Annotated in this window: 15 protein-coding genes; 6 read left to right on the top strand and 9 right to left on the bottom strand. The window is 62.3% G+C overall.

Features of this window, described 5'->3' with window-relative positions; all coding sequences use genetic code 11:
- Positions 1 to 114: 114 nt before the first annotated feature.
- Positions 115 to 828: a murein L,D-transpeptidase catalytic domain family protein gene (locus ACTJK9_RS02965; protein WP_064597485.1), complete on the bottom strand. Its 714-nt coding sequence runs from the start codon at positions 826 to 828 to the stop codon at positions 115 to 117.
- A 151-nt stretch (positions 829 to 979) separates the two neighbouring features.
- Here ACTJK9_RS02965 and ACTJK9_RS02970 point away from each other — a divergent pair, with 151 nt between their 5' ends.
- Positions 980 to 2593, top strand: coding sequence for a L,D-transpeptidase family protein (locus ACTJK9_RS02970; RefSeq protein WP_440811996.1), 1614 nt, complete (start codon positions 980 to 982; stop codon positions 2591 to 2593).
- 3 nt (positions 2594 to 2596) lie between these two features.
- Here ACTJK9_RS02970 and ACTJK9_RS02975 read toward each other — a convergent pair whose 3' ends face one another.
- Together ACTJK9_RS02975 and ACTJK9_RS02980 are read right to left on the bottom strand one after the other, a co-directional pair.
- Positions 2597 to 3112 (bottom strand): HvfX family Cu-binding RiPP maturation protein, encoded by a 516-nt coding sequence (locus ACTJK9_RS02975; protein WP_440811999.1) that lies wholly within the window; start codon positions 3110 to 3112, stop codon positions 2597 to 2599.
- Between the two features lie 58 nt (positions 3113 to 3170).
- Positions 3171 to 3374, bottom strand: a complete 204-nt coding sequence (locus tag ACTJK9_RS02980; protein ID WP_007950576.1) for an HvfA family oxazolone/thioamide-modified RiPP metallophore — start codon at positions 3372 to 3374, stop codon at positions 3171 to 3173.
- A 241-nt stretch (positions 3375 to 3615) separates the two neighbouring features.
- Here ACTJK9_RS02980 and glsB point away from each other — a divergent pair, with 241 nt between their 5' ends.
- Positions 3616 to 4524: a glutaminase B gene (glsB, locus tag ACTJK9_RS02985; protein WP_440812003.1), complete on the top strand. Its 909-nt coding sequence runs from the start codon at positions 3616 to 3618 to the stop codon at positions 4522 to 4524.
- Positions 4525 to 4593: 69 nt separating this feature from the next.
- The gene (locus tag ACTJK9_RS02990; protein ID WP_440812006.1) at positions 4594 to 6096 is read left to right on the top strand and encodes an aldehyde dehydrogenase family protein; all 1503 of its coding nucleotides are present in this window, start codon (positions 4594 to 4596) and stop codon (positions 6094 to 6096) included.
- 48 nt (positions 6097 to 6144) lie between these two features.
- Here ACTJK9_RS02990 and ACTJK9_RS02995 read toward each other — a convergent pair whose 3' ends face one another.
- From ACTJK9_RS02995 to cynS, 3 genes are all read right to left on the bottom strand, one after another.
- Positions 6145 to 6804 carry a carbonic anhydrase gene (locus ACTJK9_RS02995; RefSeq protein WP_440812010.1) on the bottom strand — a complete coding sequence of 220 codons (660 nt, stop codon included), beginning with the start codon at positions 6802 to 6804 and terminating at the stop codon, positions 6145 to 6147.
- An 11-nt stretch (positions 6805 to 6815) separates the two neighbouring features.
- Positions 6816 to 7052: a DUF2790 domain-containing protein gene (locus ACTJK9_RS03000; protein ID WP_064597472.1), complete on the bottom strand. Its 237-nt coding sequence runs from the start codon at positions 7050 to 7052 to the stop codon at positions 6816 to 6818.
- 84 nt (positions 7053 to 7136) lie between these two features.
- The gene (gene cynS / locus ACTJK9_RS03005; protein ID WP_011334741.1) at positions 7137 to 7601 is read right to left on the bottom strand and encodes a cyanase; all 465 of its coding nucleotides are present in this window, start codon (positions 7599 to 7601) and stop codon (positions 7137 to 7139) included.
- Between the two features lie 119 nt (positions 7602 to 7720).
- Between cynS and cynR the strand changes: the two genes are divergently transcribed.
- Positions 7721 to 8599 carry a transcriptional regulator CynR gene (cynR, locus tag ACTJK9_RS03010; RefSeq protein ID WP_440812013.1) on the top strand — a complete coding sequence of 293 codons (879 nt, stop codon included), beginning with the start codon at positions 7721 to 7723 and terminating at the stop codon, positions 8597 to 8599.
- 72 nt (positions 8600 to 8671) lie between these two features.
- On the opposite strand, the gene ACTJK9_RS03015 is transcribed toward cynR, so the two are convergent.
- Positions 8672 to 9001: a hypothetical protein gene (locus ACTJK9_RS03015; RefSeq protein WP_047293552.1), complete on the bottom strand. Its 330-nt coding sequence runs from the start codon at positions 8999 to 9001 to the stop codon at positions 8672 to 8674.
- Positions 9002 to 9128: 127 nt separating this feature from the next.
- Here ACTJK9_RS03015 and ACTJK9_RS03020 point away from each other — a divergent pair, with 127 nt between their 5' ends.
- Positions 9129 to 9500, top strand: a complete 372-nt coding sequence (locus ACTJK9_RS03020; RefSeq protein WP_064597467.1) for a hypothetical protein — start codon at positions 9129 to 9131, stop codon at positions 9498 to 9500.
- 13 nt (positions 9501 to 9513) lie between these two features.
- On the opposite strand, the gene ACTJK9_RS03025 is transcribed toward ACTJK9_RS03020, so the two are convergent.
- Together ACTJK9_RS03025 and ACTJK9_RS03030 are read right to left on the bottom strand one after the other, a co-directional pair.
- A complete protein-coding gene (locus tag ACTJK9_RS03025) occupies positions 9514 to 10017 on the bottom strand; it encodes a GNAT family N-acetyltransferase (protein ID WP_440812017.1) in 504 nt (167 codons plus the stop codon).
- Positions 10018 to 10064: 47 nt separating this feature from the next.
- A complete protein-coding gene (locus ACTJK9_RS03030; RefSeq protein ID WP_440812019.1) occupies positions 10065 to 12008 on the bottom strand; it encodes a DNA topoisomerase III in 1944 nt (647 codons plus the stop codon).
- 278 nt (positions 12009 to 12286) lie between these two features.
- Between ACTJK9_RS03030 and ACTJK9_RS03035 the strand changes: the two genes are divergently transcribed.
- Positions 12287 to 13693: a serralysin family metalloprotease gene (locus ACTJK9_RS03035; protein WP_221397591.1), complete on the top strand. Its 1407-nt coding sequence runs from the start codon at positions 12287 to 12289 to the stop codon at positions 13691 to 13693.
- The last annotated feature ends 19 nt before the right edge of the window (positions 13694 to 13712 follow it).

The raw sequence follows: 13712 nt of genomic DNA on the forward strand, positions 1-13712 counted from the left end.
GTTCTGGCCGGGACAACTTCAAGCTACCGGGCGATCCGCTCGGCAAACCGACAACTCGATGACAAATCTGTAATAAACCGAACCTGTGGGAGCCAGCGCACTCCCACAGCGTATTCAGCTGGCGTGAGTGCTGAGAATGCTCGCGATCTGTTGTGGCTGGCAGTTGAGGTACGGCGAGGATTTCAGCCACTGCTGATCCGGGTACCAGGAGAACATGAATTGGCCGTTCTTCAAGCTGTCGATCACCCGTTTGGCAACCTGCGGTCGCACCGCCGGGCAACCCTGGCTGCGGCCCAAGCGGCCGGTACGTTTGCTCCAGAACGGGTTCACGTAGTCGGCGGCATGGATCACGATGGCGCGGTCGCGGGCCATGTCGTTGATGCCCGGTTCCAGACCGTCCATGCGCAGCGAGTAACCGTGGGTGCCCTGGTAACTTTCCTGGGTCCGGAACAGGCCGAGGCTGGACTGGAAACTGCCTTCACGGTTGGAGAACCGGGTGGCGAAGTTTTCCCCGGAGTTCGAGCCGTGGGCGACCAGATCGCGCAGCACCAGTTTTTTCCGGGTCAGGTCGAAGATCCACAACCGGCGCTCGGTGGACGGCTGCGAATAGTCGATGATCGCCAGATGACGAGACTGCTTCGCGCCGTTGTTGATCGCACATTGCATGGCGCTCAAGGCACCTTTCAGCGCCTGGGGATTGAGTTCCGGAGCGGCGTGCGCGAGGCTGGTGTAGAGAACCGGCGAAGAGGTGCCGGCGGCAAAGGCTGGGCTGGTCAGCACGCCAAGGGCGGTGGCAGTCAGCAGAAGTCGGCGCAAAAACGTCAACATTTAAAGTGAGTCTCCACTTGCTACTTGTTTGGCACTTAGGCTCCTGACGTCCAGTCGACCCCGGCAGACCCGCGAATCGGGCCTGACTGTTCACCGCACCTGAGGTAAGGTTGACCGTCAATCAAGACGGCCATGGATTGGAGTAAAGCAGTTGTTCAAAAAGTACGCATGCTACTTGAGCATTTGTTTGCTCGCTGCGCCGTTTGTCGCTTGCGCCGAGGAACCGTTGCCGGAACTTCCGACGCTGCCGCCCGTGCCGACGGAAATGCCCATCGAACCGCAGAGCCCGTTGCAGGCTGCGCTGATCAGCCTGCCCCAGGCGTGCCCGACGATCGGCACCAGTCTCAACGGCCCGGCGCTGGATCAGTTGCGCGCGTTCTACCAGCAGCAGGACTGGCTGCCGGTGTGGGCCGATGGCGGGCAATTGCCGGCCTTGCATGCGCAATTGCAGCTGTTGGCCGACGATGGCCTGAACCCGAAACGCTATCCGGTAGCGCTCACCGCGCCGCAGGACGGCGAACTGTGCGCCGATATCGAGATCAGCCGTTACTACCTGCAAGCCCTGCAGGATCTGCATTACGGCCGCCTGTTGCAATCGCACTTCGAACCGCTGTGGCATTCCGACGAAACGCCTCGCGACCGTCAGGCTGAATTGTTGGCGATCGCCGTGCCGGGCGTGCACAACGTTCCCGCCGCCTTCGATCTGGCCCGGCCGCAGTTGGCGCAGTACCAGAACCTGCGTCATCTGTATGCCGCGCAGCGCCTGCAAGCCCTGCCTCAGTGGACGTCGGTGGGCAACGGCCCGTTGCTGCGTCCGGACATGGAAGACAAACGCGTGCCGGAACTGGCCCGCCGGCTCTACAGCGAAGGTTATCTGAGCAGTGTGGTCGGCACGCCGGACAACGCTTATCACGGCGTATTGGTGGAGGCGGTGAAGCGTTTTCAGGCCAACCATTCGTTGCAGGCCGACGGGGTGGTCGGGCCGGGAACGATTGCCGAACTCAACATCAGTCCGCTGACTCGCCGTGAACAATTGCGGGTCAACCTAGAACGTTTCCGCTGGATGGCCCAGGACATGGAGCCGGACGGTTTGCTGGTCAACGTCGCCGCTGCCGAGCTGACGCTTTATCAGGGCGGCCTGCCGGTGTGGCAGACCCGCACCCAGGTCGGGCGCGCCGAACGCCAGACCCCGCTGCTCAAATCCCGGGTCACGCGCCTGACGCTGAACCCGACCTGGACCGTGCCGCCGACCATCTGGAAGGAAGACAAGCTGCCGGAGATCCGCAAGGATCAGACCTTCCTCAGCCGCCAGAACCTGCAAGTGCTCGACGCCAACGGCCAGCCGCTGGCCGCCGCCGACATCGACTGGGACAACCCCGGCAACATCCTCCTGCGTCAGGACGCCGGGCCACGCAACCCGCTGGGGCAAATGGTCATTCGGTTCCCCAACCCGTTCTCGGTGTACCTGCACGACACGCCGAGCAAGGCGCTGTTCGACAAGGGGCCACGGGCGTTCAGCTCCGGCTGCGTGCGGGTCGAGCATCCGATGAAGCTGCGCGATTTCCTGCTCAGCCCGGCGGAAAAGGCGCGCACCGACACCTTGTTGGCCACCGGCACCACCCATGAATTCCGCCTGAGCAATCCGGTGCCGATCCTCATGACTTACTGGACCGCACAGGTCGATGGCCAGGGGCGTGTGCTCTACGCGCCGGACATCTACAGCCGGGACAGTGCGTTGCTGGCCGGGCTGGACCGGGCGCATTGATCCTCAGTGGCTGGCGCGTTTCCAGAAAAACCGCGCCAGCCACGCATCCACGCTCAACTTGCCGGCCCCGGCAAACACCAGCGGCAGCAGCGCAGCCAAGTAAATCGCCGGCAGTTTGAAGTTTCCGAAGCCCTTGTTGGTGATCGCATAACCCTGGGCCAGTTCACTCAACGATGACCAGTCCGCCGGCCAGTGCACGGCAGCGGTGGCGACGACGGTCACGACAATCAGCGAAATCGCCGAAATCCGCGTGCCGAATCCGATCAGGATCGCCAGCGCGCAGATCAGCTCGGCCCACATCGACAGTTCCCAGTTCAGCGTGGCCGGCAAGTGGTCGAAGGGAAACGGGAACCGCTCCTGAATGTCTTCGAACCAGTTCTGGCCGTTGAATTTCTCCAGCCCCGATTCGAAAAACTCCCAGGCGATGAACAGGCGCAAGGTCAGCGGCGCGAGCCACTGGCCGGCGCGGTCGAGGTTCCAGTGCAGGCCTTTGACGGCCGACGAGAGAGCTGTGGTCATGGCAAGGCTCCATTCATTCAAGGGGAAAACGGGGCACCGGCGTGCCCCATGAAAAGGGTTACTCGCCGGCGCCGCACTTGCCTTCGCCGCATTTGCCTTCCGAGGTTTTTTCCGCCGAGTCGGCTTTGGCCTGGGTCTGGCTGTAGCCGTGATCCAGTTGCTTGACGCTGAACGCTTCCGAGGCCGAAGCCGCGTTGGACAGAGCCAGGCCACCGGCAAGCAGAAGGCCGAGCGTCAGGGAGGTTTTCGAGAGCTTGGTCATGGTGAATCTCCAATGCGATAGGTGAGTTCAAAGGCTTGATCGGGGTTGCCGATCGACAGGCGTATTTGAGCGTCAGGCTGTATCGCGGATGTGTCGCAAAGGGCCGGATTTGTGCGCGGGATGTGTCGGGCGTCGGGCCGTACACACTGCGATACACAGCGCCGGTGTGATTCGATTGCCGGGCGCAGCGTCTAGCCACCGTGTCCCCGCAATCCCATGGGGCGAGACTTCGAGACCCGGCATGCAAGCGCTGTTGAACGAGATCCTTGACGCTGTCCGGCCCCTGATCGGGCAGGGCAAAGTGGCTGACTACATTCCCGCCCTCGGCACCGTGCCGGCCAATCAACTGGGCATCGCCGTGTATGGCAACGACGGCGAGATGTATTGCGCCGGCGACGCCGAGACGCCGTTCTCGGTGCAGAGTATTTCCAAGGTATTCAGCCTGGTGCAGGCCATCGAACATTCCGGCGAGGCGATCTGGGAACGCCTGGGCCACGAGCCGTCCGGCCAGCCGTTCAACTCGCTGGTGCAGCTGGAATTCGAACGCGGCCGCCCACGCAATCCGTTCATCAATGCCGGGGCGCTGGTGATCTGCGACATCAACCAGTCACGTTTTGCCGCACCGGCCTTGTCGATGCGCGACTTCGTGCGGCGGCTGTCGGGCAATCCGCAGGTGATGGTCGACGGCAAGGTCGCCGACTCCGAATACCAGCACCGCGCGCGCAACGCAGCGATGGCGTACCTGATGCAATCCTTCGGCAATTTCCACAACGACGTTGAAGCGGTGCTGCGCAGCTACTTCAGCCACTGCGCGTTGCGCATGAACTGCATCGATCTGGCCCGGGCCTTTTGTTTCCTGGCCAACGACGGCTTCTGCAAACACAGCGGCGAGCAGATTCTTACTCGCCGCCAGACCCAGCAAGTCAACTCGATCATGGCCACCAGCGGCCTGTACGACGAGGCGGGCAACTTCGCCTACCGCGTTGGTCTGCCGGGCAAGAGCGGCGTCGGTGGCGGTATCGTCGCGGTGGTGCCGGGGCAGTTCACGGTGTGCGTGTGGTCGCCGGAGCTGAACGCGGCGGGCAATTCGCTGGCGGGGATGGCGGCGCTGGAAATGCTCAGTTCGCGGATTGGCTGGTCGGTGTTCTGAACCCGTGTTGCGTTGAGGGAGGCCAACCTATACATTTTCCGGCCGCCCTCAATATGGTGAATCCGCTCCATGTCTCTCGCGCTCGAACGTCTCGTCGCTGGCACGCCTATCCCTTTCGCCGGTAACCGCGTCACCGTGGTCAGCCCCGAACTGGCCGAGCGTTTCCGACCCGGCGACCATCTGCTGGTGGAGCAGGTGAGCGGCGAGCTGTTGCTGATTCCGGTGGCGGATCAGCAGGCAGCCTCGGTGGCAATCGAGCGTGCAGCGGTGGCGTTTACCGCGTTGTCCGCGGTGTCGGACGAGGCCATCAGCCGCTTCTTCGATCTGTTTGCCCAACGTCTGGAAAACCCGGACGCCTGGGCACTGATCGAAACCGCCAACCTCGCCGACATCGAACGGGCCAAGGCGCGCGGCCGTTCCACTACCCGCTTGCTCGCCGACGAGCGCATGCGCCGCGACATGATCGCCGGCCTGCGGGCCTGGCGTGATGCGCCGGCCACCCGCGGCAAAGTCATCAGCAGCGTCGAACATGACGGCTGGAAGGTCGAGCAGGTAGTGTCGCCGCTGGGCATCGTCGCGTTCGTGTTCGAAGGCCGGCCAAACGTCTTCGCCGACGCCGCAGGCGTGTTGCGCACCGGCAACACCGCCGTGCTGCGTATTGGCAGCGATGCGCTGGGTACCGCGCAAGCCATCGTCAGCCACGCCCTGAACCCGGCGTTGGTCGATGCCGGTCTGCCGGCCGGTGCGGTGTCGCTGGTGGAGAGCGTCAACCACGCCGCCGGTTGGGCGATGTTCGCCGACCGGCGTCTGTCGCTGGCGGTGGCTCGTGGTTCGGGGCGTGCGGTCAGCCAGTTGGGCAGCATCGCCCAGCAGGCCGGCACCGCCGTCAGCCTGCACGGCACTGGTGGCGCGTGGCTGATCGCCGACCGCGAGGCGGACGCCAAGCGCTTTGCCGCTGTGGTGCGCAACTCGCTGGATCGCAAGGTTTGCAACACGCTGAACGTCTGCCTGATCCAGCGCGACCGTGCTGCCGAACTGGTGCCGCTGTTCCTCGACGCCTTGCAGCAGGCCGGCACCGCGCGTGGCCAGGGCTGCAAATTGCATATCGTCGAAGGCAGCGAAAGCTACCTGCCGAGCGACTGGCGGAACGCGACGGTCGAGGTCTATCGCGCCGAGGGTTACCAGACCGAAGCCCTGGCCGAACCGCTGTCGGAAGCCCAACTGGGCCGCGAGTGGGAATGGGAAGAAACCCCGGAAACCAGCCTGATGATCGTCGACGATCTGGATCAGGCCATCGCGCTGTTCAATCGCTACAGCCCACAATTCACGGTGTCGCTGATCAGTGAAGACGCGGCGGTTCAAGAGCGCTTCTACAGCGCGGTCAACGCGCCGTTCGTGGGCAACGGGATCACCCGTTGGGTCGATGGCCAGTACGCGCTGAACAAGCCGGAACTGGGCCTTTCGAACTGGGAAAGCGGCCGCCTGTTTGCCCGCAGCGCGATCCTCTCCGGTGACGGCGTGTTCACCGTACGCAGCCGCATGACGCAGATCGATCTGGGCGTAAAACGCTGAACAGAACAACGCCGCGCCCGTCGCAATGGCGGGCGCGGCGTTGTGTTTTCAAGCCGCATCGACTGCCTGACCGTACACCGCGCAAGTCGACGGTTGCTCGGCCAGCGAGACAAAGGTGCGACGGTCGGCACTCAGTGCGTCGATCGAGCCGGTCTCGATGTCGTACACCCAGCCATGCAGATTCAGCAGGCCTTTCTCCTGAGCCAGGCGCACGCTCGGGTGAGTCTGGATATTCGCCAGTTGCGCGATCACGTTTTCCCGCACCATCGAACTCAGCCTGGCGGCGTCATTGGCGTGTAGCCGCGATTCGTTGACCACTTTCGCCGACTCGGCGTGTTGCAGCCAGCCGCTGACGGCGGGCAGGTGATCCATGCATTTGCACTGGGCGATGGCGGTCATCGCGCCGCAATCGGAGTGGCCGCAGATCACGATGTCGGTTACGCCGAGCACGGCCACCGCGTATTCCACCGTCGCCGAAACCCCGCCCGGATGCGGGCTGTAGGACGGCACGATATTGCCGGCGTTGCGGATCACGAACAGCTCGCCGGGTTCTTGCTGGGTCAGCAGTTCCGGTATTACACGGCTGTCGGAGCACGTGATGAACAAGGTGCCCGGGGTTTGGGTGGTCGCCAGGTGTTTGAACAGCTCGGTGCGTTGCGGAAACGCCTCGTTCTGGAACTTCAGGAAGCCTTCGATCAGGTTTTTCATGGTGTGTCCTCTCAGTTCGAACAGCCGGTGCCGAATTCGCTGTATTGAAGAATGTGTTTTGCGCCGTGGCTGTCGAGGTAAGTCATTTCGACCGGCACTACGCCGCAGACGTCGGCGACCGGGGTGATGCTCACGACTTGCGCGATGTCCAGCGACATGCCGTAGCGGTAGGCGACGGCCTCTTCATCAGCCTGGGCCTGGGCGGCGAGGCCGGCGAGCAGGGCCAGGGTCAACAGAATTTTTTGCATGGGGCAGCCTCCAGACAGATGTGGTGATGACTTGGCAAATCAGGTTTGGAGGGGCCCGCACGCGGGGTGCGGGCCCGGGAGGGATCAGAACGGACGCAGCGGGAGGAACTTGCCGTCGAGGGTGACCACGGCGCGGGAACCGCCTTCAGGGTCTTCGACTTTCTTGATGTCGAGCTTGAAGTTGATCGCGCTGATGATGCCGTCGCCGAACTGCTCGTGAACCAGCGCCTTCAGGGTGGTGCCGTAGATCTGGATCATCTCGTGGAAGCGGTAGATGGTCGGGTCGGTCGGCACGCCGTCGAGGCTGCCGCGCAGCGGGATTATTTGCAGGGCGGCGACGTCTTCGGCGCTCAGCTCAAGCTTGTCGCCAACCACTTCGGCAGCGGCTTTGGGCAGTGGATGCTGGCCGAGGAGGGCGGCGGTGACGTAGGCCAGGCTCAGGCCGGTGCCGTCGGCCAGATCCTGCCACGACAGGTTTTTCTGAGCCTTGGCATCCAGGGCGCGGGTGGTCAGGGCGATGCGGCTGTCGTTGTAGGCTTGGGATTGCATGGTGCTTCTCCTTTCGGGGTTGGCTTGCTGTGTGGGATTCATCTTCTGCCGATTGATCCATAGCGTCCAAGACCGATATACAATGCCAAGCATAAGTACTGCCTATAGATGGAGCGTCCATGCTGCTGCGACATTTGCGATACCTGCTGGCCGTGGCCGATCACGGCGGCTTCACCCGGGCGGCCGAGGCGTTGCACGTGTCGCAGCCGACCTTGTCGCAACAGATCCGCCAACTGGAAGAAACCCTCGGTGTCGATCTGTTTGATCGCACCTCGCGCTCGGTCAAACCTACGGACGCCGGACAGGCCTATATCGAATGCGCGCGACGGGTGCTGGTGGAGCTGGAGGCGGGCAAGCGCGCGTTGCATGACGTGAAGGATCTGTCCCGAGGCTCGCTGCGGCTGGCCATGACGCCGACGTTCATGGCGTACCTGGTCGGGCCGTTGGTGCGCGATTACGTGGCGCGGTATCCGGGGATTCACCTGGAGATTTTCGAGTTGTCGATGGACGACATCGAGGCCGGGTTGGCGGATGACTCGCTGGATATTGCGATTGCCTTCACGCCAGTGCGCAATCCGGACATTGAGTGCATTCCGGCGTTTGTCGAGACGTTGGGGGTGATGGTCGGGCGTGAACATCCGTTGTATGACAGCTCTTCGGTGCTGACCCCGGATGACATTGCGCAGCTGGATTTCGCCTTGCTGGCGCCGGATTTTTTCACGCGCCTGTCGATCGATGAATACTTCCGCCAGAACGGCATCACCCCCAAGGTGCAGATAGAGGTGAATTCGGTGAGTACGTTGCTGGAAGTGATCCGGCATGCGCCGATTGCGACCATGCTGCCCGAGGCGATTGCGACCGAGGACCGGGCGTTGCGCAGGTTGCGGGTCGAGAGCGAAGCGCCGCAGCGGGGAGCGGCGTTGTTGCGGCGCAAGAACAACTATCACAGTGCGGCGGCTGAGGCGTTTATGAAGTTGGTGCTGGAAACTCGTTCATGAGCTTTTTTTGCGAGCAATAAAAAGAGCCTGCTTCGTTTTCGAAGCAGGCCCTTGTTTTATTGAAGTTTTAACTTAGCAGAACCGATCAATCACCCGAACTTCGTTCTTGTTCTGCATCGAGTCCCACGCCTGTTTCAGCGTTTGCAGAACATTCCCGATGAAGTCCTTGTCGGCCGCGGCTTTCTTGCCGACATAGCCGTGGCCACGGCGGTACATCTTCAGGCGGGCCAGCAGGTTCTGGTTGTTCCGATCGAACTCTTCTTCACCAGCATGGGGCGACAGGCAGTCGATATGGACCTGACCCGACTTGCTGATCCACAGAATATGGCTGTCGTGGCTGTCTTTTTGCGCAGCGAACATACGAGCCAGTTCTTCGATAGTAGGTTGATTGTTCAGATTCATCATATTGCCCCTTGACCAGTCTGGTGATCTTTCAAAGTTGATTCGCTAATACAGGTAGCCCATCGGTTAGTTGATCCCTGGCACCGAAACCAGGACGTCAGCGGTCGCCCGTGTGAAGTACGGGGTCATGCGTCTGTTGCATGTAGTCGTGTTGAATAACTGCTACGCAAAAGCGTCACAACGAGGAGAAGCAGCGAAAACCGGGAGGCTCCTTGACGACGTTTTCAGGGTCGACCACAAGCGTCTTGAGAATTTTCGCCAGCGCTTCTCGTCCTTGTACTGGACGTTCAGGCCAGGTCAGCTTCTTCAATCTGCCTTGTGGGCAGCGTGTATCCGGAAAAAACAGCTCGGCGGTCAGACGAGCTTGCTCAAGCGTGTTGCCAGTGCTCCCGATCGGGGAGACGTCTGCATCATGCAAAAGCAAAACGATGCCGTCAACGGTTTTGTAGTGATTATTTTTGGTCACTACATATTGTCGGACAAAGTCATTCTGGAATGAAAAAAGGCGGGCTTCAGGCCGTGGGAGAAAGGCTGCGCAGGCAGTAGAACGTGCAGGGATAGCCGTCCACGGTTTTGGTCTGGCGAGTAAAGTCGCCGCCGCTCAGCTCGGGGATGAACCGGGCCCAGAACCGCTGTGCAGGCAGGTTGGCGTCGACATGGAAAATCTGCCATCGACCGGGCAAGTGGCTCAAGAGGGCAGAGGCGACAAACTGCGCGACGCCTTGGCCACGCCAGCGCCGGCTGACGAAGAAATAGCCGATGTTGAAGTCGGCGCCTTCGATGAGGAGGTGGTCATCCACGGTCACGAACCCCGCGAGTTCGCCGTCGACGTGGATCAGGAATGGCCGGGTCGCTGGCTGGCGCCAGTAATCGTCTTTCAACTGGATCGGGAAGAAACCATGTCCTCCCAGCTTCAGCGGCAGCCACTCGCTGAAGTCATAGGTGTAGAACTGCATCAGGTTTTCGAGGGTGTCCAGTTCGTCGCGCCGGGCGACGCGCAGTTCGATGACAGACATGCCGCTGCCTCCTGACCATCACTGCAGAAACAGTAGCGTGCAGCGGGCTATTTGGCTGCCGGTTTTGCCGAGCGTTTGCCGGTTCCGGTGGTTTTGCGCCGAGTGGTCTTGCGTTTGTTCTTCCATGGCGCAGCGGCTTTGCCGGCAGGTGGCGGGCCGCTGATGGTCAGGTTCAGCCCGGCGCAACGGGTCACTTGCTTGCTCATCCATGCGGCCTGTTTGGTGACGAACTCCTCCAGACTCATCTCGCCGCTCTGCACCATGTCCAGCGCCTGTTCCCAGATCGCCGTGGTCCCGGGGTCGGCAATCGCCCGCGGCACGGCGTCGATCAGGCTGAAGGCGGCGGGCGTGGCGGACAGCGCCTTGCCGTTTTTCACCAGATAACCGCGATCCAGCAACCCTTGAATGATCGAGGCGCGGGTGGCCTCGGTGCCGATGCCGGTGGTGTCCTTGAGTTTCTGCTTGAGCAGCGGATCCTCCACCAGTTTGGCGACGTTCTTCATGGCCTTGATCAGGTCGCCTTCGGTGTAGGGCTTGGGCGGTTGCGTCCAAAGGTCCTTGAGCTTCACGTCCGCCACGGCGCACTCGGCGCCTTGGGTCAGTGTCGGTAGCGTCTGTGGCGCGGGGGCTTCACGCCCCCTGGCCGGGGCCAGCGCTTCGGGCAACGCGCGTTTCCAGCCCGGCTCGATGATCTGCTTGCCGACCGCGCGCAAGGCTTCCCCGGCGCAATCGAAATCGGCCTGGGTGCGGTCGTATTCGTGATTGGGCAGGAACTGAGCCAGATACCGTGCGCGAACCAGCGTGTAGACCGCGCGGTGCTTGCCGGTCAGACGCTCCAGGTTTTTCGCGGCAGCGGTCGGAATGATGCCGTGGTGGGCGCTGACCTTGGCGTCGTTCCAGGCGCGGGAGCGGCGCTGTGGCTCCAGATGCTCGCGCAGCGCTTCGAGGCTCGGATCGGCCTGACGCAACGCCGCAAGAATCCCTGGCGCCTCGCTGTGCTGGCTTAGGGGCAGATAGCCGCAATCGCTGCGCGGGTAGGTGATGACCTTGTAGGTTTCGTAAAGCGCCTGGGCGATGTCGAGGGTTTCCTGGGCACCGAGGCCGAGCTTCTTCGAGCAGACTTCCTGCAAGGTGCCGAGGTCGAAGGGCAGGGGCGCCACCTCGCGCATGCGCTCGGTGCGCAGTTTGACCACCCGGGCACTGGCAGCGCTGCCGATCGCGGCGGCCGCTTGCTGGGCGAGGGCCTGATTGAGGCAGCGATCCTGATCGTCACAGGCATCGCCCGGCGCCCGCCATTGCGCCGTGAACGGCGTGCCGTTGTGCAGCAGTTGCACGTCGATGGCCCAGTACGCGACCGGCACGAAATCGGCAATGCTGCGGTCGCGATCCACCACCAGTCGCAAGGTCGGCGTCTGTACCCGGCCCACCGGCAACACGCCTTGATAGCCCGATTGCCGGCCGAGCAGGGTGAACAGGCGACTCATGTTCATCCCGATCAGCCAGTCCGCCCGCGAGCGCCCGAGTGCCGAGTGATACAGGCTGAAGGTTTCAGCGCCCGGTTTGAGCGCTGCCAACGCCTTGCGGATCGAGGCTTCATCCAGCGCCGACAGCCACAAGCGGCGGATCGGCCCGCGATAGCGGCAATGCTCCACCAGCTCCCGGGCGATCATTTCGCCCTCGCGGTCGGCGTCGGTGGCGATGATCAGTTCGCTGGCCTCGCCGAGCAGGCGCTTGACCGCCTTGTACTGGCTGGCGGTACGCGGCTTTACGGTCATTTTCCATTTGTCCGGGATGATCGGCAGGTCGGCCAGCACCCAGCGCTTGTATTTGGCGTCGTAGGCGTCCGGCGGTGCGGTTTCCAGCAAGTGGCCGATGCACCAGGTCACCGTGACGTCCGTTCCCAGCCAGCAGCCGTCGCCCCGACGCTTTGCGCCGAGCACGGCCGCAATGTCCTTGGCCTGGGAAGGTTTTTCACAGAGGTACAGCCGCATAACCACCGTCGTCGATCATTGCCCGAAGAGGCGCACAGAATGGCCTGACTCGGGCGATGGGGCAACTTTTATCTGTATGGATATACAGATGAATAGTTTGCCGGTCATGACAGCCCCCGTCGGAGCAATCCGGGACGCTATCGAGAAATTGATTAGCGCCCGCGTTGGCGGCTGTGGCAGGTTCAATCTGCCTAACAGGGCGAGTGACAGGACGATCTCGCCAGAAGATCGCCGTTTTTCTGTCTGACACTGACTCTTCAGAAACAAGGACGTACACCATGTCTCAACCTTCCTCCCAGGCCAGCAGCGCCTTCACCGCCGTCGACACCTTCAGCCACCTGTACGATCGCGGCACCGGAACCGTCAACGGCAAACCATCGTTCACCGCCGACCAGGCCGCCGACGAAATCCTGCGCAAGGGCATGTCGTGGCAGGACAAGAATGCCGACGGCAAGATTGATCTGACCTACACGTTCCTGACCGACAAACCGTCGAACTACAACCCGAAACTCGGTAACTTCAGCGAGTTCAGCGCCCAGCAAAAGGCCCAGGCCGTGCTGGCGATGCAATCGTGGTCCGACGTGGCCAACGTGACTTTCACCGAAGGCAAGGGTGGCGACGGCCACATGACTTTCGGCAACTACGACGTCAGCACCGGCGGCGCGGCGTTCGCCTACCTGCCGCAGGGCAGCAGCTACGACGGTCAGTCGTGGTACCTGATCAACGATCAGTACCAGGTCAACAAGACCCCGGACACCAACAACTACGGGCGCCAGACACTGACCCACGAAATCGGCCACACCCTCGGCCTGTCGCACCCGGGCGCCTACAACGCCGGCAACGGCAACCCGACCTACGGCGACGCCAAATACGCCGAAGACACCCGTGGCTACAGCCTGATGAGCTACTGGAGCGAAGCCAACACCGACCAGAACTTCAGCAAGGACGGCAGCGGCGCCTACGCCTCGGCACCGTTGATGGACGACATCGTCGCGGTGCAGAAACTCTACGGCGCCAACTTCGAAACCCGTGCCGACAACACCGTGTACGGCTTCAACTCGAACGCCGATCGCGACTTCTACAGCGCCACCTCGAACACTTCCAAAGTGGTGTTCTCGGTGTGGGACGGCGGCGGCAATGACACGCTGGATTTCTCCGGCTTCAGCCAGAACCAGAAGATCAACCTCAACGAAGGGTCGTTCTCCGATGTCGGCGGTCTGGTGGGCAACGTGTCCATCGCTCACGGCGTGACCGTGGAAAACGCCATTGGCGGCTCGGGCAATGACCTGCTGATCGGCAACGCAGCGGCCAACGACCTGGTCGGCGGTGCCGGCAACGACATCATTTACGGCGGTGGCGGCGGTGATTCGCTGTGGGGTGGTGAGGGCGCAGACACCTTCGTGTTCGGCGCGGCCAGCGACTCGACCATGACCGCGCCGGACTGGATCATGGATTTCACCAGCGGCCTGGACAAGATCGACCTGTCAGGCATCGCCGGGTTCGCCACCGGCGCAGCCACACTGAACTTCGTCAGCGGCTTCACAGGGCATGCCGGGGACGCGATCCTCACTTACTTCGAACAGACCAACCAGACCAGCCTGATGATTGACCTCACAGGCCAGGGTTCGGTGGACTTCGCCGTGGGTGTGGTGGGGCAGGCGGTGGCGACCGATATCGTAGCCTGATCTGAAACCGGAAAATCTG

This window comes from Pseudomonas sp. 22082, assembly GCF_052046055.1.
Classification (GTDB): domain Bacteria; phylum Pseudomonadota; class Gammaproteobacteria; order Pseudomonadales; family Pseudomonadaceae; genus Aquipseudomonas; species Aquipseudomonas pharyngis.